At 74.8% G+C, this 21,601-nt stretch carries 22 protein-coding genes; 11 read left to right on the top strand and 11 right to left on the bottom strand.

Going from position 1 to position 21,601, the window contains the following annotated elements:
* Positions 1–20: 20 nt before the first annotated feature.
* Both ABD234_RS06540 and ABD234_RS06535 read right to left on the bottom strand, forming a co-directional pair.
* Complete coding sequence (locus ABD234_RS06540) at positions 21–308, bottom strand: FmdB family zinc ribbon protein (RefSeq protein ID WP_038374160.1); 288 nt, start codon at positions 306–308, stop codon at positions 21–23.
* Positions 309–399: 91 nt separating this feature from the next.
* On the bottom strand, positions 400–1,260 hold the full coding sequence (locus tag ABD234_RS06535) for an alpha/beta hydrolase (RefSeq protein WP_038374162.1): 861 nt from the start codon (positions 1,258–1,260) through the stop codon (positions 400–402).
* Between the two features lie 170 nt (positions 1,261–1,430).
* On the opposite strand from ABD234_RS06535, the gene helR reads away from it, so the two are divergent.
* Positions 1,431–3,626, top strand: coding sequence for an RNA polymerase recycling motor ATPase HelR (gene helR / locus ABD234_RS06530; protein ID WP_038374163.1), 2,196 nt, complete (start codon positions 1,431–1,433; stop codon positions 3,624–3,626).
* On the opposite strand, the gene ABD234_RS06525 is transcribed toward helR, so the two are convergent.
* Positions 3,613–4,578, bottom strand: a complete 966-nt coding sequence (locus tag ABD234_RS06525; RefSeq protein ID WP_038374165.1) for a helix-turn-helix transcriptional regulator — start codon at positions 4,576–4,578, stop codon at positions 3,613–3,615. The genes helR and ABD234_RS06525 overlap by 14 nt on opposite strands.
* Positions 4,579–4,678: 100 nt before the next feature.
* On the opposite strand from ABD234_RS06525, the gene ABD234_RS06520 reads away from it, so the two are divergent.
* Positions 4,679–5,059, top strand: a complete 381-nt coding sequence (locus ABD234_RS06520; protein WP_038374166.1) for a VOC family protein — start codon at positions 4,679–4,681, stop codon at positions 5,057–5,059.
* Positions 5,060–5,177: 118 nt separating this feature from the next.
* Here ABD234_RS06520 and ABD234_RS06515 read toward each other — a convergent pair whose 3' ends face one another.
* Together ABD234_RS06515 and ABD234_RS06510 are read right to left on the bottom strand one after the other, a co-directional pair.
* Complete coding sequence (locus tag ABD234_RS06515) at positions 5,178–6,020, bottom strand: MerR family transcriptional regulator (protein ID WP_038374168.1); 843 nt, start codon at positions 6,018–6,020, stop codon at positions 5,178–5,180.
* A gap of 33 nt (positions 6,021–6,053) precedes the next feature.
* On the bottom strand, positions 6,054–6,668 hold the full coding sequence (locus ABD234_RS06510) for a TetR/AcrR family transcriptional regulator (RefSeq protein ID WP_038374169.1): 615 nt from the start codon (positions 6,666–6,668) through the stop codon (positions 6,054–6,056).
* Positions 6,669–6,705: 37 nt separating this feature from the next.
* Here ABD234_RS06510 and ABD234_RS06505 point away from each other — a divergent pair, with 37 nt between their 5' ends.
* Positions 6,706–7,956 (top strand): FAD-dependent oxidoreductase, encoded by a 1,251-nt coding sequence (locus ABD234_RS06505; RefSeq protein WP_038374170.1) that lies wholly within the window; start codon positions 6,706–6,708, stop codon positions 7,954–7,956.
* 4 nt (positions 7,957–7,960) lie between these two features.
* Positions 7,961–8,527, top strand: coding sequence for a P-loop nucleotide/nucleoside kinase family protein (locus ABD234_RS06500; protein ID WP_051487115.1), 567 nt, complete (start codon positions 7,961–7,963; stop codon positions 8,525–8,527).
* A gap of 37 nt (positions 8,528–8,564) precedes the next feature.
* On the opposite strand, the gene ABD234_RS06495 is transcribed toward ABD234_RS06500, so the two are convergent.
* Complete coding sequence (locus ABD234_RS06495; protein ID WP_344354646.1) at positions 8,565–10,622, bottom strand: HNH endonuclease; 2,058 nt, start codon at positions 10,620–10,622, stop codon at positions 8,565–8,567.
* 416 nt (positions 10,623–11,038) lie between these two features.
* Here ABD234_RS06495 and ABD234_RS06490 point away from each other — a divergent pair, with 416 nt between their 5' ends.
* Complete coding sequence (locus ABD234_RS06490) at positions 11,039–11,434, top strand: hypothetical protein (protein ID WP_344354644.1); 396 nt, start codon at positions 11,039–11,041, stop codon at positions 11,432–11,434.
* Here ABD234_RS06490 and ABD234_RS06485 read toward each other — a convergent pair.
* Positions 11,367–11,894, bottom strand: coding sequence for a DUF2087 domain-containing protein (locus tag ABD234_RS06485; RefSeq protein WP_051486905.1), 528 nt, complete (start codon positions 11,892–11,894; stop codon positions 11,367–11,369). The genes ABD234_RS06490 and ABD234_RS06485 overlap by 68 nt on opposite strands.
* A gap of 212 nt (positions 11,895–12,106) precedes the next feature.
* On the opposite strand from ABD234_RS06485, the gene ABD234_RS06480 reads away from it, so the two are divergent.
* Positions 12,107–13,123: an FAD-dependent monooxygenase gene (locus ABD234_RS06480; RefSeq protein WP_038373012.1), complete on the top strand. Its 1,017-nt coding sequence runs from the start codon at positions 12,107–12,109 to the stop codon at positions 13,121–13,123.
* A 45-nt stretch (positions 13,124–13,168) separates the two neighbouring features.
* Here ABD234_RS06480 and ABD234_RS06475 read toward each other — a convergent pair whose 3' ends face one another.
* Both ABD234_RS06475 and ABD234_RS06470 read right to left on the bottom strand, forming a co-directional pair.
* Complete coding sequence (locus ABD234_RS06475; protein WP_038373014.1) at positions 13,169–13,591, bottom strand: VOC family protein; 423 nt, start codon at positions 13,589–13,591, stop codon at positions 13,169–13,171.
* A gap of 16 nt (positions 13,592–13,607) precedes the next feature.
* Positions 13,608–14,207, bottom strand: coding sequence for a class I SAM-dependent methyltransferase (locus tag ABD234_RS06470; RefSeq protein ID WP_038373015.1), 600 nt, complete (start codon positions 14,205–14,207; stop codon positions 13,608–13,610).
* A gap of 126 nt (positions 14,208–14,333) precedes the next feature.
* Here ABD234_RS06470 and ABD234_RS06465 point away from each other — a divergent pair, with 126 nt between their 5' ends.
* Positions 14,334–15,539: a glycosyltransferase gene (locus ABD234_RS06465; RefSeq protein ID WP_038373016.1), complete on the top strand. Its 1,206-nt coding sequence runs from the start codon at positions 14,334–14,336 to the stop codon at positions 15,537–15,539.
* On the top strand, positions 15,536–16,360 hold the full coding sequence (locus ABD234_RS06460) for a PIG-L family deacetylase (protein WP_038373017.1): 825 nt from the start codon (positions 15,536–15,538) through the stop codon (positions 16,358–16,360). Before ABD234_RS06465 ends, ABD234_RS06460 begins: the two co-directional genes overlap by 4 nt.
* On the opposite strand, the gene ABD234_RS06455 is transcribed toward ABD234_RS06460, so the two are convergent.
* Together ABD234_RS06455 and ABD234_RS06450 are read right to left on the bottom strand one after the other, a co-directional pair.
* On the bottom strand, positions 16,314–17,060 hold the full coding sequence (locus tag ABD234_RS06455; RefSeq protein ID WP_232226383.1) for an endonuclease/exonuclease/phosphatase family protein: 747 nt from the start codon (positions 17,058–17,060) through the stop codon (positions 16,314–16,316). The two genes, ABD234_RS06460 and ABD234_RS06455, sit on opposite strands and share 47 nt — an antisense overlap.
* Positions 17,057–18,118: an ADP-ribosylglycohydrolase family protein gene (locus tag ABD234_RS06450; protein WP_051486907.1), complete on the bottom strand. Its 1,062-nt coding sequence runs from the start codon at positions 18,116–18,118 to the stop codon at positions 17,057–17,059. Before ABD234_RS06450 ends, ABD234_RS06455 begins: the two co-directional genes overlap by 4 nt.
* Positions 18,119–18,225: 107 nt before the next feature.
* Here ABD234_RS06450 and ABD234_RS06445 point away from each other — a divergent pair, with 107 nt between their 5' ends.
* Genes ABD234_RS06445 through ABD234_RS06435 form a run of 3 tightly spaced genes read left to right on the top strand, consistent with a single transcriptional unit; the run spans position 18,226 to position 21,591 of the window.
* Positions 18,226–19,044 (top strand): hypothetical protein, encoded by an 819-nt coding sequence (locus ABD234_RS06445; RefSeq protein WP_344354640.1) that lies wholly within the window; start codon positions 18,226–18,228, stop codon positions 19,042–19,044.
* Positions 19,045–19,048: 4 nt separating this feature from the next.
* Complete coding sequence (locus ABD234_RS06440; protein WP_038373019.1) at positions 19,049–21,016, top strand: M13 family metallopeptidase; 1,968 nt, start codon at positions 19,049–19,051, stop codon at positions 21,014–21,016.
* Complete coding sequence (locus tag ABD234_RS06435) at positions 21,013–21,591, top strand: hypothetical protein (protein ID WP_038373021.1); 579 nt, start codon at positions 21,013–21,015, stop codon at positions 21,589–21,591. Before ABD234_RS06440 ends, ABD234_RS06435 begins: the two co-directional genes overlap by 4 nt.
* The last annotated feature ends 10 nt before the right edge of the window (positions 21,592–21,601 follow it).

Raw genomic sequence — 21,601 nt, 5'->3', positions numbered from 1 at the left:
CGCTCGTTCCGGGCCGCGCCTCAGGGGCGGGGCAGTCTCGCGTGGCGCGGGTCGCGGGTGATGCGGGCCGGGCGGCGGTCCCCCGCCCCGGGCACGCGGTCCACGACCGCCGGGGCATGCGCGCTGTCCTCCGCGGCGGAGATGGCGCGGGCCTGCGCCGTGGCCAGGCGGCTCAGCCCGGGGGCGCTGATCAGCCGCCTCGAGGTGCCGCCGCAGTCGGGGCAGGGGGCCGTGCGCTCCTCGGCCGCGATCGGCAGCACGCGCTCGTGCAGGTGGTCGCTCTCGCAGCGGAACTCGTAGACGGGCACCCGGGCCTCCTTGTGAAACGCGTTACAACTGCGGCCAGCATAGGTCCGGGCACCGGTGCGCGTCCTGCGAACGGGCGACGCGGACGGCAGGTCACGGTCCGGTCACGACGCCCAGCGCCCAGCGCAGCGCATCGGGCAGCACGACGCCCGCGTGATTCGGGCTGTGCCCTCCGTCGCCGAGCACCAGTCGCAGGTCGTAGCCCGCCTCGGCGAGCGCGGCACCGGTGCGGAGGTTCTCCGCGAGCCAGTTCCCCTGCGGCCGGTCGTGGCCGAGGTCCCGATGCCCGATCTGCAGCAGGTACCGCACCGGCCTCGGCGGCACGGCGGGGATCAGGGCGGGATACGGGTTCCCGCCCGGCATCTGCGCGAAGCTGGACAAGAAGCAGATCGCCGCGCCGAACAGGTCCGGACGATGCCAGGCGACGGTGAAGGCGGCATTGCCGCCGCTGCTGCCGCCGCAGACGACGCGGCGCGTCGGATCCTCGCAGATCCGGTGCCTCGCCCGGACCTCGGGCAGCACCTCCTGCTCGAGGAAGCGGGCCAGGGCGTCGTCCTCGCGGTCGTACTCGACGTTGCGCTGGCGCGGCGCCTCCGGGCCCGGTTCCGCGTCGCGAGTCCCCGGATCCACGAAGACGCCGATGGTCGGGGGGATCACCCCGTCGTGGGTGAGGTTGTCCAGCACGATCCCGCCGCGCACTTCGCCCTCCGGGTCGAGATACCAGGTGCCGTCGAGGAAGACGACCAGTGCCGCGTCCTCGCCCGCGCGCACGCCGTCCGGGACATGGATCACGACCTGGCGGCGGGTGCCCGGGAAGATCCGGCTGCCGGTGAGCTCGAGGGTCTCGGCGGCCCCCGCGGGGACCTCGGGGCGGCGATGCGAGTCCGGGCCGTGCGCGTACTCGACGCCGTCGAGATCCGCGGGGAGGGGACGGTACGGGACGCGGGGGCTCATGCCTGCACGCTATGCCCGGGCGCCGCCCCGGGCCAGAGGATTCCCCGGTGCCGTGCTCCGGACCCTGGTCCGGCCCGTGCTGTCCGGCCCGGGCTCCCCTGCCGTGATCAGGATATCCCCTGGTGGGGGGCTTGCGGCAAGGGCCCCCGGATCGACCAGAATCCCGTCCCATGCCTGCGCCCTCCCGCTCCGCCCTGTCCTCCGCCGCCCTGCCCCCCGCCGCCTCAGCCCGCAGCGCCGATGCCGCTCAGTTCGCCCGGATCGACCGGGCTCTCGCCCGGACCCTCGCCGATCTCGAGGACCGCACCGCCCGCGCTCTGCGCTCCCCCGCCCGCGACGGCCAGGAGCGCCTGGAGCGGGACGCCGAGGTGCACCGCCTGGAGTCCCGGCGACGCCTGCTGTCTCGCGCGTCCCGGGACGTGTGCCTGGGGCGCATCGTCCCCGCCGACGGCTCCGCGCCGCGGTACATCGGCCGCATCGGCCTGTCCGACGAGGACGGGCGCCCCCTGCTGGTGGACTGGCGCTCCCCTGCCGCGGAGCCCTTCTTCGCCGCCACCCGTGCCCGCCCCCTGGGGCTCGCGGCGCGGCGCCGCTACCGCTGGCGCGACGGGGAGCTGCTCGCCTCGTGGGACGAGTCCTTCCTCGAGGACGGGTCCCCGGGCGGCGCCGACCCCGGGGACGAGGAGGCCGCGGTGCTCGACGAGGACTCCGCCTTCCTCGCCTCGCTCGCCGAGGCGCGCACCCCGCGCATGCGCGACGTGCTCGCGACCATCGCGGCGGATCAGGACGCGATCATCCGCGCCGATGCGAGGCATCCGCTGGTGGTCGACGGCGGCCCGGGGACGGGCAAGACGGTGGTGGCCCTGCACCGGGCCGCCTACCTCTCCTACGCCGATGTGCGGCTGCGCGAGCGCGGCGGAGGGATCCTGGTGCTCGGTCCGCACCGGCCCTATCTCGACTACATCGCGGACGTCCTGCCGGGACTGGGCGAGGACGAGGTGCGCGCCGCCGTCCTCCGGGACCTGGTGCCCGAGTCCGCCGTCGCCGTGCCGGAGCCCGATCCCGAGGTCGCCGCGCTGAAGGCCGATGCCCGCATGGTCGCCGCGATCGAGCCTGCCGTCGCCCTGTACGAGGAGCCGCCGCAGGAGGAGGTGCGCCTCGAGATCGGCGGCACGGAGGTCGTGGTGGACGCCGCGGACTGGGCCGATGCCTTCGCGGCCGTCGAGCCGGGCACCCCGCACAACGCCGCCCGGCCGCAGATCCTGGAGGAGCTCGCCGAGGTCGTCGGCGCCCGGCTCGAGGACGCGGCCTCCTACGATGCGGACGGCCGGGCGATCGACCTGCTCGGGAGCACGCAGGTCCTCGCCGCCCTGCGACGCAGCGCGGAGCTGACCCGTGCGCTCCATCGGGCCTGGCCGCTGCTGGAGGCGACGGACCTCGTCGGCGACCTCTGGGAGGTCCCCGCCTACCTGCGCCGCTGCGCGCCCTGGCTCACCGCCGCGCAGCGCGCCTCGCTGCGGCGGCCGGAGCCGACGGCCTGGACGGACGCGGACCTGCCGCTGCTGGATGCCGCCCGCCACCGTCTGGGGGATGCCCGCATCGAGCGGGGCCGCGCCCGCCGCGAGGCCGCCCGGGCCACCGCGCGGGAGCAGATGGCCCCCGTCATCGACGACCTGGTGGCCGCGGACGGCACGGAGATGCGCCAGATGTCCATGCTGCGCGGCGAGGACATGGCCGAGGCGCTGCTCGGCGAAGGGCCTGCGGTCCGGGAGGCGGATCTCTCCGGGCCGTACGCCCATGTGATCGTCGACGAGGCGCAGGAGCTCACCGACGCCCAGTGGGCGATGGTGCTGCGCCGCTGCCCCTCCCGGAGCCTGACCATCGTCGGCGATCGGGCGCAGGCCGGCGGCGGCTTCGCGGGGACGTGGGCGGAGCGTCTGGACCGCGTCGGCATCGGCCGGGTGCGGCAAGAGGTGCTGCGCGTGAACTATCGGACGCCGCATGAGGTGATGGACGTGGCCGCCCCCGTGATCCGCGCCGCCGTCCCCGATGCGAACGTCCCGCTGTCGATCCGGGAGGCGGGCGTCCCGGTGCGCCACGGCACCCCGGACGAGCTCGCGGGGATCCTGGCGGAGTGGACGGGCGCGCATCCCGCGGGGACGGCCTGCGTGATCGGCGCCGACCTGCCGGCGGGCACGGACCCGCGGGTGCGGGCGCTCTCCCCGCTGCAGGCCAAGGGCCTCGAGTTCGACCTGGTGGTCCTGGTGGAGCCGGAGGCCCTCGGCGAGGGCCGGGCGGGGGCATCGGCCCGCTATGTGGCCATGACCCGCAGCACCCGGGAGCTGGTGATCCTCAGCCGGGGGTGAGCGGTCGCGGGGCGTGGCGGGCGGCGAGATCCTCGGCCGCCTCGCGGATCAGGGCCCGGGCCCGCGGGGGCCCGAGCACCTCGATGTGCTCGGCGAACTGCAGGAGCTGGCGGACGCCGCGCACATCGGCGAATCGGACGGTCATGGCGCACCAGCCGTCCTCCTCCTCGCCGATCGCGGCGATGCGGGATCCGAGGACCCGCCGGGCGAAGTCCCGCCAGGTGCTGCGCAGACGGGTGGTGACCAGGACCTCCGGGGCATCGGTCGTGCGCAGCTGCTGCCAGGTGCTGGCCAGGGTCGCGCCGGGGCGGTGGCGCACGGCCTCCGCGAGCGGCCGGTGCCCGCTCAGCCGCTCGAGGGCGAACAGGCGCGGCTCCCCGCGCGTCGGGCCGGGGGCATCGGCCACCAGGTACCAGCGTCCGGCCTTGGAGACCAGGCCGTAGGGGTCCACGACGAGGCGGGCCGGTCGCTCCTGGCCGCTGCGTCGGTAGTCGATCTCCCATCGGGTGCGGGCGCGCAGGTCGAGCACGAGATCGGCGGGCTCGACCCCCTCCTGCGGCGGCGCGAGCCAGGGGCTGTTCTCGATGATCACCAGCTCGGACAGGGAGGCCGGCTGGTGCACGGCGCGGGTGGCGAGCTTGCGGGCGGCCGTCTCGTGCACCTCGCCCAGGCCCAGCCGTTCGCGCTGCGCGGCGTCGAGGCCGGCGAGCTCGAGCGCCTCGATCTCGCGCGGCTCGAGACGGGAGAGGTCCAGGCGGGAGCCGGGCAGCAGGACGATCCCGCCGCCGTGCCCGCGCTCGGTGTACACCGGCACGCCCATGGCGGAGAGGGCCTCCACGTCGCGCAGCACGGTGCGGCGGGAGACCTCCAGACGCTCGGCGAACTCGGCCGCGGTCATGCGGCCGCGGGTCTGCAGCAGAAGGATCATCGAGAGCAGCCGGGAGGATCGCACGGAAGAAGTCTCGAGGGACATGACATGCCCTGTCACCTTCGGTGCGAAGAGTGGACCGCGCACGGCCGTCCGGCCGCGCGCCCCCGACCGAGGAGTCACCATGACCGCCCCGAACCTGTTCCTGCTCTACGTCTCCGATGCCGAGGCCTCCACCGCGTTCTACGCGGAGCTGTTCGCGATCGAACCGGTCTTCGTCACCCCGCGCTACGTGGCCTTCGAGGTGGCGCCGGGGGTGCTGTTCTCCCTGTGGTCAGGGCTGGACGGCCGGGACGCCGCGGCGAGCACCGACCCGGCCACGCCGCGCACCTCCGAGGTCGGGCTCATGCTCGAGGGCGGGCCGGAGCGGATCGACGAGGTCTTCGCGCAGTGGCGCGGCATGGGCGCGCGCGTGGTCGAGGCGCCGCACGACGCGGTCTTCGGGCGGACCTTCGTCATCGCCGATCCCGACGGGAACCTGGTGCGCGTCTGCCCGCGGGACTGATCCGGCCCCGTGCCCGGGCGCGATGCGTCCGGGCACGGGAGCGGCCCCTGCCCGGGGTCGGGCAGGGGCCGCAGCTGTGCCGGATGCGGATGCTCCGCGCCGTCCGCCGGGGGCGGGATCACTCCCAGGTCGCCGTGTCGGGGTCGACGCCGTGGCGGCGCGCGTTCTCCTCGACCGCGGAGCGCAGCCAGAGCGCCAGTCCCGGTGCGGAGGCGTCGTAGTGCGCGGTGAAGCGCGGATCGTCCGTGTACATCCGGGCCAGGATCACCTGGCGGCCATGGTCGCAGTCGTAGCTGCGGCCGATCCAGGCGCGGTGGCGCTCCACGAGCTCCGCGGCCTCTGCGGAGCCGGGATCGACGCCGCGGCCGAGAGCATCGGCCATATCTGCCTCGAGCGCGCGCATCTCCTCGGTGAAGCGCTCCCAGTCCTGGGCGGTGTATGCGGCGGTGCGCTGCGCGGACTGCGCGAAGGCATCGGTGCCGCCCCAGCGCTCGCGCGCCTCCTCCTGCCAGGCGGGATCCCAGTCGGTGCCGAAGATGCGCGCCTGCTCCTGGACGCTCAGCGTGATGGTGGGGTCGTTCTCGGTCATGGTGGTCCTCTCGATCATCTGGTCGACGGCCTGGGCCGTCCGGGTGAGCCGGCGGATCCTCTCGGCGAGGAGCTCCCGCTGGCGGATGAGGTGCTCGCGGGGGTCGACATCCGGGTCGTCGAGGATCCGGCCGATCTCCGCGAGCGGCAGACCGAGCTCGCGGTAGACGAGCACCCGGTGGATCCGGGCGACGTCCGCCGCGCTGTACAGGCGGTAGTCCGACCAGGTGCGGCCGCTCGCGACCACCAGGCCGATCTGCTCCCAGTGGTGGAGGGTCCGCACGCTCACCCCGACCAGCGCTGCCACGCGGCCGACGGTCAGCGTGCTCTCCTCCGGGCTCCGGCTCGTCGCCGTCCTGTTCGTCTCGGTCATGGCTCCACCCCACTGCCTCACGTCGCGTCAGGGTCAAGCATCCCGCGGCCGAGGCCGCGGCCGGGAGCCCTCGAGGGCGATCCGCAAGGACGGGGCGCAGGCCCGCACCACCTCGTCGCCGCTCAGGCGGGCGATCGGCTCGATGCGCAGCACGTAGCGGGTCAGCAGCAGCCCCGACATGATCGCCGCGGCGGCCGCGGCGCGGGCGGCGGCGTCCCGGCCGCCGATGACCTCCTCCAGCCGGGCGACCAGCCGGCGGCCGATGTACTCCTGCACCAGCCGGTGGCCGGGACCCTCGTCGATCCCCTCGCGCAGCAGGGCGCGGAAGCCTGCGGCGACCTCGGGACGGTCCCAGAGGCTCACCGCGGCGGTGAGCAGCGCGGTCGCGAGATCGGCCGGACGCCGGGCGAGGACGCGGTCGATGACCTCGCCGGGTGTGATGAGCACGTCCATCACCGCGCGCAGGAGCCCTTCCTTGGATCCGAACCAGTAATTCACCATCGCATGGTCGACCCCGGCCTCCTGGGCGATGGAGCGCACCGTCGCCCGGTCGTAGCCGCGCTCCATGAACTGCCGGGTGCCTGCGGCGATCAGCCGATCACGCACCTGGGAGGGTCCGGGCGGACGGCCCGCTCGAGAATTCACCATGGTGGCATTGTGGCCCCGGTCGGCGGAGCATGGCGGCATGGACGCCATCGACCCCGCTGACACCCACGACCGCGAGCTCGAGCTCGAGACCCAGGCCCTCGTCGCCGGCGGCGGGCCCGCCGGACTGGTCACGGGCCTGCTGCTGGCCCGCCAGGGCGTGGACGTCATCGTCCTGGAGAAGCACGCGGACTTCCTGCGCGACTTCCGCGGGGACACGATCCATCCCTCGACCCTGGCACTGCTGGAGGAGATCGGGCTGCTCGAGGAGTTCCTCGCCCTCCCCCACGACCGGATGACCCGGGTGTCCGCCGGCATCGGCGGGCGCGTCTACCCGCTGGCGGACATGCGCCGCCTGCCGGTGCGCTGCCGCTTCGTGGCGCTCGCACCGCAGTGGGATTTCCTCGAGATGCTCGCGCGGGCCGCGGGCGAGCTGCCGAGCTTCCGTCTGCTGCGCTCGAGCGAGCTCACCGATCTGATCGTCGAGGACGACACCGTCGTCGGCGCCCGGGTCCGGAGCCCGCAGGGCGAGCGGCGGATCCGCGCGCGAGCGGTGATCGGCGCCGATGGCCGCAGCTCGCGGGTTCGGGAGGCCGCCGGCCTGCGGTCGGTGGTCACGGGCGCGCCGATGGACGTGCTGTGGCTGCGCCTGCCCCGCCGACCCGACGAGAGCCTTCCGCTGTTCTCCGCCGGGGCCGGGGCGCTGATCTGCCTGGACCGCGGCGAGTACTGGCAGGTGGCGCTGGTGGTGCCGAAGGGCGCGGTCGCGCAGCTGCGCGGGCGGCGGCGCCCGATGGAGGAGGTCCGCGCGCGCATCGCGGCGACCCGTCCGGAGCTCGCGGACCGGGCGCAGGACCTGGAATGGGCCGATGTGCACGAGCTGCGGGTCCGCGTCGACCACCTTCCGGTGTGGCATCGGCCGGGCCTGCTGTGCATCGGCGATGCCGCGCATGCGATGAGCCCCGCGGGCGGGGTGGGGATCAACCTGGCGGTGCAGGACGCGGTGGCGACCGCGCGGATGCTCGGCCCGGTGCTCGCCGAGCGGCCCGCGACCGCGGCCGAGCTCGACGCGGTGCGGCGCCGTCGGCTGCCCGCGGCGCGCATCACCCAGCGCATCCAGGCCGTCGGCTTCAGGCGGCTGCTGAGGCCGACGCTGGAGGGCCGGCTCCAGGAGGCGCCCCTGCCGGTGCGGGTGATCTCGAGGCTGCCCGTGCTGCAGCACCTGCTGGGACGCGTGATCGGTCTGGGGGTGCGGCCGGAGCGGTTCCTGCGACGCACCGTGCGAAGCTGACGCCATGACCTCTGCGCGCTCACGCCCCGCCCCCGGGGACGCGCCCCGCACCGAGCCGGCCGCGGACCGTCCTGACCCGGTCGCGGCCGGTCCGGCGGCGCCGGTGCTGACGCTGTTCTGCGGACCGCCCGGGGCGGGCAAGACGACCCTGGCCCGCCGTCTCGAGGCCGAGGGGGCCGGGCTGCGGATCTGCACCGACGACTGGCAGGACGAGATCGGGATCCCGCCGACCGATGCCGAGGCGCACGAACGGCTGCAGGCCCGGCTGTACCGGCTGGCGATGCAGCTGCTCGAGCGCGGCGTGGACGTGATCCTCGAGGACGGTCTGTGGATGCGTGCGGAGCGCACCCGGGTGTTCGCCGATGCCCGCTCCCGCGGCGCCCGCGTGCGGTGGCACGTGTTCGACGTCGCGCCGGAGGAGCTGGAGCGCCGCCTCGCATCCCGCGCCGCCCGGGGCGAGCCGGGCACGGTCCCGGTCTCCCCGGCCGAGCTGGCCCGGATCCTGACGCTCTTCGAACCTCCTCGCGCCAAGGAGCTGGCAGCGGTCGACGAGGTCACCCTGCACCGGTGACGCGCTCGCGGCCACGCCGCAGCGGCCTGCGAAGTCCTCAGATCGCGCCGCCGCGGCGCTGCCCGGCGGTGCTGCGTCGCGCATCGCGCCGGGGCCGGCCGCGCCCGCCGCGCCCGCCGCGACCGCGATCGGCGGTGCCCGGCGTCGCGGCCCCGCGGCGTCGGGCGCCGTCCGCGCGGTCCTTGGCACGGGCGGCCAGGCGCTCCTCCCGGCGCACGGACCGGCGACCGGCCCGGTTCAGGTCCGGGGGCCGCTGCGAGGGCGGGGTCGGCGAGGATCCGACGACGCCGTAGGGGCTGACCCACGTCACGAGGGTCCCGCCGGGCCGGTGCGGATCCGCGACCAGGCGGACGTCCCACTGCGCGGCGTCCTTGTCGTAGTTGCTGCCCGCGCACAGGCCCTGCCCGTTGGACAGGGACGTCTTCCCGCCCTGCGCGTGGGGATGGATGTGGTCCGCGTGCCGGGAGGCGGCATTGCAGTTCGGGCTGCGGCAGATCCCATCCCGGCTCAGGACCATCCTCCGCAGGTTCACCGGGAACGCGCGCGAGACCGAATCCATCGCGACCAGCTCGCCGCTCGCGGGATGGGTGTACAGGCGCCGATAGAACATGCGGAGGCGGTGCGCCTCGGCCCGGGCGTCCTCGTCCCCGTCCGCGAGGTCCCCCAGGGGCTGCCCCATCAGCACCGGCGTGAGCGCCCGCCCAGGGACCAGCCCGTATCCGGACAGCGACGCATGCTCCGTCCCGTCGTCGAGCTGCAGGAGGGCTCGATCGGTGATGGTGATCAGCAGCTCGATCCGCGGCCCCTTCGGCGTCGCGGCCGGCCGGTCCATGCGCGGCCGCCCTGAGGACGATGCGGCCCCCAGCAGATCAGGACCTCGCGCGGATCCCACCGGGCCGGGCGGATATGCCGGACGTCCCGGTGGTCGTGCGTCGGCTTCCCCGCCGAGATCGGAGCCTCCGCCGACATCGGCTCCCCCGCCGGAATCGGCTGCCTCAGCAGGATCGGAGTCCTCGCCGGTCTCTGCCTCGCCCTCGGCCGGGGCCGGAGGGTTCTCTGCGGGGCGGATCATCTCGCCGGTCCGCAGGTCGTACATCGGCTTCAGGTCCTCCTCGAAGAGCATGGTCCTCGCCGCGTACGGGGTCGGGTCGACCTCGACCGGGGGCTCTCGGGTCAGCGCGTCGCTGTAGTAGTTGGTGGCCTCGACGAGCATGTCCGGGCGCAGGGCGCCGAGCGGCACCCGGCTGCCTGCCGCGCGCGCGGACTCGGCCGCCGCCTGGACGACCGCCTCGATCTGTGCCGCGCCGAACGCCGGCAGCATCGCGACCAGCCGCGCCATCCCGTGCCGCTGCGGCGTGATCTTCAGGTACCGCCGCTTCGCGGCCCGCACCTCGCGGTCCCGCGAACGGGCCGGGTCCGTCCGCTTCTCCACGAGGTCGGCCACGACCTCGCGGACGGCCTTCTCCCCCAGCCCGTCGAGCCGAGCCACGTTCCGGGAGATCTCCGCGTCCACCGCCTCGCAGACCTCGCGCGGTTCATCACGCAGCTCCTGCGTGATCGCGAGGACCGTCGCCTCCGGCACCCGCGCGACGGCCTTCGCGGCGCGGAGCGAGGGCATCGACCGGGCGAGCCTCCGGGCACTGGACAGCGCGGCGGAGGCGATATGGCTGCTGCACCGCCGTGCTCCCGCGATGTTCGAGGTCACGCCGTCGTCGAGCCGCCGCCCCGCCTTGCCGGCGGCGGCGTTGACCGCACGGATCCGGGCCGCCGCCTCGAGCATCCAGGAGTCCTCGACCGATCCCAGGCGCGTGCGGGCCTGCGCGAGCATGGCCACCACCGCCAGCGCCTCGTCGGGCGTCCCGGCGGGAGCCTCGATCGCTGGATGCACGGTCGAGCGGGAGACCTCGGCGGAGGCCGCCGCCGCCTCGATGATCGACACCACCGCCCCCATCGCAGGGGTGCCCTCCAGCGGCGCGAGCGCCCTGCGGACCGCGTCGAGGGCGTCCTCCAGGCCCTGCGGAGCGTCAGCCCCCGCAGGCCCGCAGGAGACGGTCAGCCCGTCCCCGTCGATGTGCCCCCGTGCACCCTGTCCCATGCCGACTATTTTACGCCTCAGCTCGACCGAGAGGAAGCCTCCAGAGCGATTCTCGAGAAATTGTGGAAAAGACTGCGATGGGGAGGAGCAGCGGTGCTCGACATGGGGATACCGGGCAGTTGTGGGCGGCGCACCTCGTCTGTCGGCCCGCTGTGATAGGCGCTGACGACCAGTTCACGCCGCCTTCCTGCCTCGCGCGCCGCGCCCGCCTTTCCCGAGGACGCGCAGGTTCGGGAAACCGGGAGATGGACTCGCAAAACGTGCCTCCACCCCCCCATTTCCTGAATTCGCAGCACGCACGGACGAAGCGGACGGATTCCCGTGTCCGGCGATCCGACGCATTCTTCCTCCCTGCCTCGCCCTCCGGCTGTCGGTCCCCCTGTCTAGCCTCCCGAGCACAGACCGAAGGAGGGCACATGCATCACCGCACGCGCAGCACTCCCGCCCGCACGACCCTGCCCGCGTCCCCGCCGATCACGTCCCGCGCCTCGAGCCCGGGCCTGCTCGAGCGCGAGGAGATCCGCCGGGCGCTCCTGCGCTCCCGCCCTGAGCTGTCCGGGCGCATCTCGACCGGACCGAGCGGCTCGCTGACGATCCCGCGCCCCGGAGGTGCCTGCGTCGAGATCGGCCGCATGCGCCGGGCCGGGCGCGTGCGCTGGGTGGTGGTCGCCTCCGACGGGGACAGGCCCAGCGTCCTCGAGGCCGAGTCCGCCGCGCATGCGGCGGGCCTCGCGATCGCCGCGCTCAGCGCTCCGCGGGAGCGCCCGGCCCCTCCGGAGAGCCGGGCGCGACCGATGCGCCGGAGGCGATGAACCGGGGCAGCCACAGGCGCTCCCACTGCGTGATCTCCTGGACCATGTTCCCCTCGCGCCGCGGGACCCGGGCCGCGACCCGGTAGGCGGCGCCGTCGGCCTCCCGCTCCAGGTATCCGAGGTCGACCAGCTCGCGCCGCAGGAAGGCCACGTCCTCATGCACGGCCTCGAGCACCTCGCCGACCTGCGTCTCGTCGTAGACCTCGCCGGGGGCGAAGCGCGCGAGGATCTCGAGCATCACGGCGGTGCGGGCACGCCGACGTGCGGGCATGCCCAGCAGGCGGCCGTCGCGCAGGAACGGTCGGATCAGTCGGGCGTGCTCAGCGCGGGCGGCCGCCTCGCGGTCCGCGGGCCGCACCGCCTGCTCGGCGAGGAGCGCGGCGCGGGCGCTGGTGTAGTTCTCGCCGGTGCGGGCCATGCGGGCGCGCACGTGCTTCTTCAGGTCGCTGTCGCGGGTCATGTCGTTCCACCTCGGGCCACGAGCATCCCCAGCATGCGACGGCGGCCCGGCGCGGTCGGATCAGGACAACCTGCGATGCCGGGACCCGAGGATCCGCTCCCCTTCGCGCGGCCGTCAGGGCTGGGGCCTGCGGTGCGCTGGGCGGTGGGTCGCCGCCAGGGGCGAGACTCCCATGGCGGACGCAGGCCGGTCAAGCTCGATACGCTCCGGCCATGCCTCTCACGATCCGTGTCCTCGGGGCGGGCGTCGCCGGCCTCGCCGCGGCGGGCCTCCTCGCCCGCGACGGGGCGCATGTCACCCTCATCGACCGGGAGCCCCGCCGGACGGCGCTGGGCACCTCGCTCGGCCTGTTCGGTCCCGCCCAGCGCGCGCTCGCGCGGCTCGGGGTGCTCGAGGAGGTGCGGGCCGCATCGGCCGCTCCGCGCGAGGGCCATCTGCGCGCTCGCGACGGGACGGTGCTGGCCCGGGTCCCGGCCGGCGGTGCGCTGCTCGTGCCGCGGACGGACCTCACCCGGATCCTGCGCGCCGCACTGCCCGGCTCGGTGCGCCAGGAGACGCGCGAGGTCCGCGATGTGCGGCCCGAGCTCGCGGCCGCGGACCTTCTGGTGGGGGCCGACGGCGTCCATTCGCTGGTGCGGCGGTCGGGCTGGCCCGGCTCTGCGGCCCGCCGGCACGGCCAGACGGTGCTGCGCGGCACCACGGATGCCCCGCCGCCGGACATCTCGGAGACCTGGGGCGGGCCGTGGCTGTTCGGGATCACCCCGCTGGCCAGCGGCGGGACGAACTGGTTCGCCTCCGTGCCGGAGCATCGGTCGGCATCGGTCGCAGAATCCCTCGACCACCTGCGCGGCGTGGTCGGCGGGGCCCATGCGGCGATCGATGCCGTGCTCGAGGCGGCCTCGCCGGAGCGCACGGTGGTGCACGGCATCCTCACCAGCCCCGTGCTGCTGCCGATCCGCGACCACTCCGTGCTGATCGGGGACGCCGGCCACGCCATGGCGCCGAACCTCGGCCACGGCGCGAACACGGCGCTGGAGGACGCCGCCGCCCTCGCCGCCGCAGTCGCGCGGGCGGGGAGCGTCCGCGGGGCCCTGCGCATCTACGCGGCACGGCGCACGGTGCCCGATGCCGCGTGGCAGCTCGGATCGACCGCGATGATGCGCCTGGCCACGCTCGAGCGGGGTGCCCGCCTGCGCGACGGCCTGCTCAGGGCGCTGGCGCCGCGCTGAGGCCGGGCCCCGCTCTGCAAGGGCCCGCTCTGCCGGGGCCCGCGCTCAGAGGTCCCGCGAGGAGAGCACGCAGAACTCGTTGCCCTCCGGGTCCCGCAGCACGGTCCAGCTGACCTCATCCTCGGCGTCGTCCTGCCCGACGTCCGCGAGGGTCGCCCCGCGCTCGAGCAGCCGCCGGATCTGCGCGTCGCGGTCGTCCTCGAGGTGCGGGGCGAGGTCGATGTGCAGGCGGTTCTTGACCTGCTTCTCCTCGCGGACGGGGACGAACACCATGCCCGGGCCGATGCGGTGCCAGGAGGCGGCGGGGATCGGCTTCCCGGTGTACTCCTCCGGCAGGTCGCGGGGGATGATCACGGCCTCGTCGGGGGTGTCGAACAGCACCTGCCAGTCCAGGACATCGGCCCACCAGCGGGCCTGGGCGGAGACGTCATGGGCGTCGACGACGACGGAGTACCAGCGCAGCCTCATGCGCCGGAGCCTACGCTCAGGCGCGCTTGCGGGCCAGGGTGGTGATCACGTGCCAGTGCTTCTTGCCGTCGAAGAACCGCCCGTCCTCGTCGCGGACCTCCCGCTCGAGGATCTGGAACCGCGAGAACATCGAGCTGATCTGGGCGGTGGAGAGCGTGGCGACATCGGGCCGCTCGGCCCAGGTGTCCTGCTCGCCGAACAGGTCCACGGCCATGATCCCGCCGGGGCGCAGCGCGTCGACCAGGCGGGGCCAGGCCCGCTCGAGGCCCTCCGGGCCCAGCATCGGCAGCGCGTCCGAGGAGTAGATGACGTCCGCCCGGGGGAAGGAGTCCTCGAGGGAGGCGTCGGCGTGGTGGAAGACGACTTCGCCGCTCATGCGGCGGTTCTCGATCAGCCGGTGGGAGAGGGTCTCGTCGATGTCGTAGGCGTGGACGGTCCAGCCGCGGCGGGCGAACTCGAGGGAGTCCGCGCCGGCGCCGGCGCCGATGTCGAGCGCGACCTTCCCCGACCCCTCGCCGCCGGCGGCGAGGATGGCACGGGTGACGATCCGGCGGGCAGGGCGACCCGCGGCGGAGGCGTTGTACGCGGCCCAGTCGATCGTCGCTAGCGAGTTCATGGTCAGAAGGCTAGTCAAGATCGTCCCATATTCAACGGTCAGGGGGTCTGCGGGGCCGGATTTTCGTCACCAGCGAACGGCAGGGTGACCAGCGCCGCATCCGCGGCGCGACCTAGGATGTCCTCCATGTCCCCGTCGCTCCGCATCGCCGTCGTGTCACTGCACACCTCCCCCCTGGAATCCCCGGGCGGCGCGGATGCGGGCGGCATGAACGTCGTCGTCCTCGAGCAGTCCCTCGCCCTGGCCCGTGCCGGGCACCAGGTGGAGATGTTCACGCGCCGGTCCGACGCCCAGGCCCCGGCGACCGTGGAGGTCGCCCCGGGGGTGCGCCTGCACCATCTGGCCGGGGGCCCGCCCGCTCCGCTGGCGAAGAGCCTCATGGAGCAGGCCATCGCGCCGTTCGCGGAGGATCTGCGCGCGCATCTGCAGGCGCTGCCGGCGGGCGACCGGCCCGACGTGATCCACTCCCACCACTGGTTCAGCGGCGTGGCCGCCCTCCCCGTGGCCCGCGACCTCGGCGTGCCGCACGTGCAGTCCTTCCACTCCGTGGCGGCCCCGCAGGAGGCGACCGGGCTCGACGCGGGCGAGCCCGCGGAGTCCTCGGGGCGGATCCCCGGGGAGCGGCAGGTCGCCCAGGAGTCCGATCTGGTGGTCGCGGTCTCCGCTGCGGAGGCCCGCACCATCGCCGAGCGCTACGGCGTCCCGCGCGAGGAGGTGCGCATCGTGCGGCCCGGGGTGGACGTCGAGCGGTTCCGTCCGGCCGATGAGCCCGCGGACCGCCTGGCGCGGCCCACGCTGCTGTTCGCGGCGCGCCTGCAGCCGCTGAAGGCGCCGGAGCTGGCCCTCGACGTGCTGGCCCGGCTGGCGCCCCAGATCGACGCCCGCCTGGTGCTGACCGGCGGCGTCTCCGAGGACTTCCAGGACTACCGGCGCGAGCTGGAGGAGCACGCCGCGCAGCTCGGCGTCGCCGACCGGGTCGAGCTGGCGGGGTCCCAGGACCGCGCCGGGCTCGCGGCGCGCATGCAGCAGGCCAGCGTGCTGCTGCTGACCAGCTGGTCGGAGACCTTCGGCCTGGTGGCCCTCGAAGCGCAGGCCAGCGGCACGCCCGTGGTGGCCTGGCGCTGCGCCGGCGGCGTCCAGGAGGCGATCGGCGCCGGCGGCCTGGTGCTGGGCAGCCGCGACCCCGACGTATGGGCCGAGGCCGTCGCCTCCCTGCTCTCGGACCCCCAGCGCTACGCCCGCGCCTGCACGCAGTCGCGGGACTTCGCCCTGGAGCGCACCTGGACCGCGAGCGCGCAGGCGCTGGCGGAGATCTACGGAGGACTGCGATGACCCCGCTCCCCCACGACGGCCGGGATCCCTGGGACCTGCTCGCGGGCGCCCGCACGGTGCTGGCCGTGCACGCGCATCCCGATGACGAGTCCCTCGCCACCGGCGCCCTGCTGGCCGAGCTCTCCGCCCGCGGCGTCCGGGTGGTGCTGGTGACCGCCACCCGCGGCGAGGAGGGCGAGATCGTCCCGGGCTCCGTGCCGGCGCACGGCTCGCGCGCCCTCGAGGAGATCCGCGCCGGGGAGATCGACGCCGCGGCCCGCACCCTCGGCGTCGCCGAGCGCCACATGCTCGGCGAGCCCCCGGCCCTCGCGCCCGATGCCGCTGCGCGCAGCTACCGCGACTCGGGCATGACCTGGGTGCGCGAGGGGCTCGCCGGCCCCTCGCCCGATGCCGGGCCGGACAGCTTCTCCCTGCGGCCGATGGACGAGGCGACGGCGGATCTCGCGGCGCTGATCGAGGCCGTCCGCCCCGAGGCGGTGATCGGCTACGACGACGCGGGCACCTACGGCCACCCGGACCATGTGCGGGCCCATCACGTGAGCGCGGCGGCGAGCGCCCGCGCCGGGGTGCCGATGCTGGAGGTCGCGAGCACGCAGGATGCCGAGGGGTTCTCCTGGCGGGAGCAGCCGGCCTCCCTCGAGGCCGTGGCCGCGGCGCTGGCGTGCTACCGCACCCAGCTGACCGTCCTCGGGACCCGGCCCGCGGTCGCCGGCGCCGCCGGGGCCGATGCGGTCCCCGCCGTGCTGGTGCGGCACGTGGGCGGGCAGGACGAGGTCATCGCGATGCGGACGGGGCTGCGGCTCTCCGGCCCGGCACGGTGACCTGGGCGAGCACCGGCAGGTGATCGGTGGCCCCGGCGAGCCGCTCGCGGCTGACCGAGGGCGTGCTCCGGACCACCCGGACGGAGGCGTGCAGCTCCTCGCTGGTGAGGACCGCGTCGATGCGGGCGCTGGGACGCCGGGCGGGGAAGGTCGGCTCGCCGGCCGCGGCCCCCGGGTCGTGCAGCACCGTGGCCAGCTCGCTCCAGGCCGCCGCCTCCGGGCGCTCGTTGAGGTCCCCGGCCACGATCACGGCGGCGCCCGAGCCGGCGATCAGGCCCATCAGGCGATGCACGTGGACGAGGCGGTGCGCCTCGTCGAGCGCGAGGTGGACATCGGCGACCACGAGGTCGCCGCCGCCGGGCACGGACAGCCGCACCGCGGCGATCCCGCGCGGGAAGACGGAGTTGGCATCGGTGATCCGCTGCGGCACGGGGACGATGCCGCGGCGCAGCAGCTGGCCGGCGGCCTCCGGCGAGGCGAGGATCGCCAGCCCGCGGGCCAGTCGCCCTCCGAGCAGCACGCGCAGGCCCATCCGCCGGGCGAGCCAGCGCAGGCGCGCCGTGGGCAGCAGCACCTGCGGGGACTCCTGCAGCAGCAGGAGGTCCGGGGCGAGGTCGCGCACCGCATCCGCCAGCGCCGCCGGGTCGTCGCGCAGCCCGCGCACGTTCCAGGTCATCACCCGCAGGTCCCAGGCGGTCACAGGAGCCTCCGCTCGAGTCCGGCCCCGCGCGGGGCGATGGCCGCCTCGGCGAGCTCCACGAGGTCGTCGACCTCGTAGACGGGCCACCCGAACAGCGCCCGGCGCCACTCCGGCGGGACGGCCCGGTGCCCCAGGGCCCCGCCGATCAGCGCCCCGGCGATGCAGGCGATGGTGTCGGTGTCGTACCCGGCGCGCACCGCCGCCTCCAGCACGGCCACCAGGTGGTCGCGCTGGGCGAAACGGCCCTCCGGGATCGGCCCGGCGTGGTGGATGGCCGACCAGGCCGCCTGGAAGGCGTGCACCACCCAGCCGTTGCGGCCGAAGACGGCGGGCTCGGCGGCCTCCGCCGCCTCGATGCGCTCCTCCCACAGGGGGGCGCGCTCCGGCGCGAGCTGGCCCAGCCCGGTGCGGACGTCGACCTCGCCCGTGAGGACGGCGCGGCGCACCGCGAATCCCCACAGCAGGCAGGCGTCCACGACGTCGGGGTGGACATGGGTGAGCAGGCACACGGCCTCGATGGCCGCCCGGACCTCGGCGTCGGAGCCGTGCAGGTGCGGCAGCACCGAGACGTGGATGCGCATCAGGGCGCCGTTGCCGGCGATCTGGGGCAGGTCCTCGTGGGCGTGCAGCGCCGCGGTGCGGAAGTCCGCGGCGGCGGGAACGGTCCGCCCCTCGGTGATCGCGATCTCGCTGGCCCGGCGGATCACGGTGGAGGTCAGCGCGCCGATGTCCGGGGTGCTCATGGACCAGGAGAACCAGCCGCGGGCCACGCGGTCCAGGGTCTCCTCGTCCAGGAAGCCGGTGCTCCCGCCCACGGCGGACAGCGCCTCGAGCAGGACGACGGCCATGGAGGTGTCGTCCGTCCACTCGCCGGGCTCCCAGCCGAGGATCCCGCCGCCGGTCATCTCCACGTCGTCGGACGCGGGGATGGGGGCCTGGAACTCGTAGGGGGCGCCCAGGGCGTCCCCGGCCGCGGCCGCGACGACGACGCCGAGCGCGCGCTCTCGCTGCTGCGCGTCGAGCGCGGGGCGTGGGGGCACCGCATCGTCCGTTCTCACGTGCCCATCGTTCCATATCCCGCCCGAAGCACTACTGGATGGTAGCCAACCTGTCGTGCAGGACACGCCCGCACGCCGGTACGCTGAAGCGACACCGAAGGAGCTCCATGTCGACCCCCATCCCCGACTCGCCCGCGCCCGCCCCCGAGACCTCGGGAGGCTGCGGCTGCGGCGACCCGCATGACCATGCCGGCCACGACCACCCGCCCACCGGGGCGGACGTGGTCCGTGCCCTGGTCCCGGCGCTCTCGATCGTCTCCCTGGCGATCCCGGCGCTGGGCGTGATCATGATCCTGTCGATCCTCGCCTACGCGCCCTCGACGCCCTGGCCGATCCTCGTCGGCCTCTCGCTCGGCGCCCTGCAGCTGCTCTCCCTCGTGGCGACCAGCCTGTACGTGGCGCGCACCCGGGTGCAGCTCGCCGTGAACCCCGGCCTGCTCGCGGTGCGCAGCGTCGTGGACGAGCTGCTGCGCCTGGCGGCCGTGTGGTCCGCGACGCTGCTGTGGCCGGCCGATGTGCGCGGTCCGCTCGCGGTGTGGGTCGGCGCGGGCACCGCGCTGGTCTGGGTCGTCCTGGCGACCGCGCAGTCCCTGCGCACCCGCTCCCGGATCGCCAAGCCCTCGCAGTGGTCGACGGAGGCCGTGGCGACCCTGCTGAACGAGGGGGTCGGCGTGCGGCGCAGCATGGTGCTGCGCGTGCTCGACGTCGCCGGCACCATCACCTTCCAGCTCGGCGCCACCATCCTGGTGATGCTCTCCCCCGCCATGGTCGTGGCGACCGTGGTGCTGTCGATCGCCACCGGGCTGTCGACCCTCGTCCTCCAGCGCCGCTCGCCCTCGCAGCGGGCCCGCTCGCCCTGGGCCCTCGCCCCGGTGGGCATCGGCCTGCTCGTGCTCGTCCTCGCCGTCCTCGCCCTAGGAGCCTGACCCGATGGAATCTTCCGCACCCCTGCCCTCCGGCCTCGATCTGCGCTGGAGGGACGAGGCGATCCGCCCGCAGGACGACCTGTTCGGGCACGTCAACGGCCGCTGGCTGCGCGAGCACGTGATGCCCGCGGACCGCTCGAGCGACGGCGAGTTCCGCCGGCTGCGCGACCTCTCCGAGGAGCGCGTGCGGGAGATCGTCGAGGAGGCCCCCGCGGACAGCCGCATCGGCGCGCTCTACCGGGCGTTCATGGACGAGGACGCGATCGAGGCCAAGGGCTCCGCGCCCCTCGAGCCGCTGCTGCAGGAGATCACGGCGACCGCGGATCGGGGCGAGCTGACCGAGCTGATGGCCTCCCCCGGGTCCGGCACCTCGCTGCTGCTGGCCTACGTGTGGACCGACGACCGCGACTCCACCCGCTACCAGGTGAAGATCCACCAGGGCGGGCTGGGCCTGCCCGACGAGTCCTACTACCGCGAGGACGCCTACGCCGAGATCCGCACGGCCTACGTCGAGCATCTCTCCCGCCTCGCCGCCCTGGCCGACCTGCCCGGCCGTGCGGGCCTCGTGATCGGCGACGCGGCCGCGCAGGCGCGCGCCGTCATGGACTTCGAGACCCGCCTGGCCGGCGCGCACGTGGACGTGGTCCGGGTGCGCGACCGCGAGAAGTCGGACAACCCGATGGACGCCGCGGCCCGCGCCGAGACCGCCCCGCGGCTGGACTGGGCGGCGTTCGTGCGCGGCACGGGCGCCCCCGAGGCGGCCTTCGACGTCGTCTCCGTCGGCCAGCCCGAGTTCCTCGCCGAGGCCGATGCCGTGTTCGCCGAGACCGACCTCGCCGTCCTGCGGACCTGGCTCGCCCTGCACACCATCGCCTCCTACGCCCCCTACCTCTCCTCCGCCTTCGTCGAGGAGGACTTCGACTTCAACGGCCGGGTCCTCTCCGGGGCCGAGGAGCTGCGCGAGCGCTGGAAGCGCGGCGTGGCCCTGGTCGAGAGCATCGCCGGCTTCGACGTGGGCCGGGAGTACGTGGCCCGCCACTTCCCGCCCGCCCACAAGGAGCGGATGGACGAGCTGGTCGCCGCGCTGCTGGAGGCCTACCGCGCCTCCATCGAGCAGCTGGACTGGATGACCCCGGAGACCCGCGGCCGCGCCCTGGAGAAGCTCTCCCGCTTCACCCCGAAGGTCGGCTACCCCGAGCAGTGGCGCAGCTACGACGGCCTGGAGATCGACCCGCAGGACCTGGTCGCCTCCGTGCGGGCCAGCCGCCGCTTCGACGCGGACTACGAGTACGCCAAGGTCGGCGGGCCGATCGACGAGCACGAGTGGCACATGACCCCGCAGACGGTCAACGCCTACTACAACCCCGGCCGCAACGAGATCGTCTTCCCCGCCGCGATCCTGCAGCCGCCCTTCTTCGACGCCGAGGCGGACCCGGCCGTGAACTTCGGCGGGATCGGCGCGGTGATCGGCCACGAGATCGGGCACGGCTTCGACGACCAGGGCTCGAAGTACGACGGCGACGGCAACCTGCGCTCCTGGTGGACCGCGCAGGACCGCGCCGCCTTCGAGGAGCGCACCTCGCGGCTGATCGACCAGTTCTCGGCGCTGTCCCCCCGGGACCTCGAGGAGAGCCACCGCGTCAACGGCGCGCTGACCATCGGCGAGAACATCGGCGACCTCGGCGGCCTGTCCATCGCGGTCAAGGCGTACCTGCAGGTCGCCGGCTCCGACGCGCCGGAGATCGACGGCTTCACCGGCCTCCAGCGGGTGTTCCTGTCCTGGGCCACCGTGTGGCGCGGCAAGAACCGCGAGCAGGAGGCGATCCGTCGCCTGGCCACGGACCCGCACGCCCCCGCGGAGTTCCGCTGCAACACGGCCGCCAGCCACGTCGACGCCTTCCACGAGGCGTTCTCGGTGACCGCGGGCGACGCCCTCTACCTCGAGCCCGCGGACCGCGTGAGGATCTGGTGAGCCGGCCGGATCCGCCCTTCTACGTCGGGGCGACCCGGCCCGGGGCGGTGGGCTGGACGCGCATCGGCATGACCGCGGCGATGGCGCTGGTGCTGCTGGTGCTGGGCCTGACCGTGCGCTCCGCCGTCCCGCCGCTGCTGGTGGTGCTCCTGGCGGCCGTCGCCCTCGGCATGGCCCTGTGGTCCTGGATGCGGCTGTGGACGCGGTTCATCGTCGACGAGCACGGGGTGACCGTCTCCTACGGCGGGTTCTGGCCGCAGCGCCCCTGGGACGTCGCCGCCTTCCGCACCGTGCAGCTGCGGGAGATCCCCGGGGAGACGCTCGGCGTGAGCGTCGGCCCCCTGGGGCGGCCCCGCGGCCGCATCATGACCGGGGCCGCGCACGAGCGGCGCCCCGTCGCCGGCCGCCCCGTCCACCCGCCGGAGGCACCGCAGGAGACCTACCGCATGCAGGTCACCCGCGCCGGCACCATGGTCGAGATCATCGGCCGCGACGGCACGCACTTCCTGCTCTCCCCCACCGATCCCGAGGCCACGGCGCTCGCGGTGGACCAGGCGATCCGGGCACGGCGCTGAGACGGTAGGA

Origin of the sequence: Brachybacterium phenoliresistens (genome assembly GCF_039530785.1) — a bacterium.
GTDB classification, from domain to species: Bacteria; Actinomycetota; Actinomycetes; order Actinomycetales; family Dermabacteraceae; genus Brachybacterium; species Brachybacterium phenoliresistens.
This window is presented reverse-complemented; position numbering and strand designations above follow the sequence as displayed.

Coding starts and splice junctions, on each gene's coding strand:
- ABD234_RS06475 (WP_038373014.1), bottom strand. CDS start 13,591: ATGAGGCTGCGCTGGTACTCCGTCGTCGTCGACGCCCATGACGTCTCC.
- ABD234_RS06470 (WP_038373015.1), bottom strand. CDS start 14,207: ATGAACTCGCTAGCGACGATCGACTGGGCCGCGTACAACGCCTCCGCC.
- ABD234_RS06465 (WP_038373016.1), top strand. CDS start 14,334: ATGTCCCCGTCGCTCCGCATCGCCGTCGTGTCACTGCACACCTCCCCC.
- ABD234_RS06520 (WP_038374166.1), top strand. CDS start 4,679: ATGACCGCCCCGAACCTGTTCCTGCTCTACGTCTCCGATGCCGAGGCC.
- ABD234_RS06480 (WP_038373012.1), top strand. CDS start 12,107: ATGCCTCTCACGATCCGTGTCCTCGGGGCGGGCGTCGCCGGCCTCGCC.
- ABD234_RS06445 (WP_344354640.1), top strand. CDS start 18,226: ATGTCGACCCCCATCCCCGACTCGCCCGCGCCCGCCCCCGAGACCTCG.
- ABD234_RS06505 (WP_038374170.1), top strand. CDS start 6,706: ATGGACGCCATCGACCCCGCTGACACCCACGACCGCGAGCTCGAGCTC.
- ABD234_RS06440 (WP_038373019.1), top strand. CDS start 19,049: ATGGAATCTTCCGCACCCCTGCCCTCCGGCCTCGATCTGCGCTGGAGG.
- ABD234_RS06515 (WP_038374168.1), bottom strand. CDS start 6,020: ATGACCGAGACGAACAGGACGGCGACGAGCCGGAGCCCGGAGGAGAGC.
- ABD234_RS06495 (WP_344354646.1), bottom strand. CDS start 10,622: ATGGGACAGGGTGCACGGGGGCACATCGACGGGGACGGGCTGACCGTC.
- helR (WP_038374163.1), top strand. CDS start 1,431: ATGCCTGCGCCCTCCCGCTCCGCCCTGTCCTCCGCCGCCCTGCCCCCC.
- ABD234_RS06490 (WP_344354644.1), top strand. CDS start 11,039: ATGCATCACCGCACGCGCAGCACTCCCGCCCGCACGACCCTGCCCGCG.
- ABD234_RS06460 (WP_038373017.1), top strand. CDS start 15,536: ATGACCCCGCTCCCCCACGACGGCCGGGATCCCTGGGACCTGCTCGCG.
- ABD234_RS06500 (WP_051487115.1), top strand. CDS start 7,961: ATGACCTCTGCGCGCTCACGCCCCGCCCCCGGGGACGCGCCCCGCACC.
- ABD234_RS06510 (WP_038374169.1), bottom strand. CDS start 6,668: ATGGTGAATTCTCGAGCGGGCCGTCCGCCCGGACCCTCCCAGGTGCGT.
- ABD234_RS06485 (WP_051486905.1), bottom strand. CDS start 11,894: ATGACCCGCGACAGCGACCTGAAGAAGCACGTGCGCGCCCGCATGGCC.
- ABD234_RS06535 (WP_038374162.1), bottom strand. CDS start 1,260: ATGAGCCCCCGCGTCCCGTACCGTCCCCTCCCCGCGGATCTCGACGGC.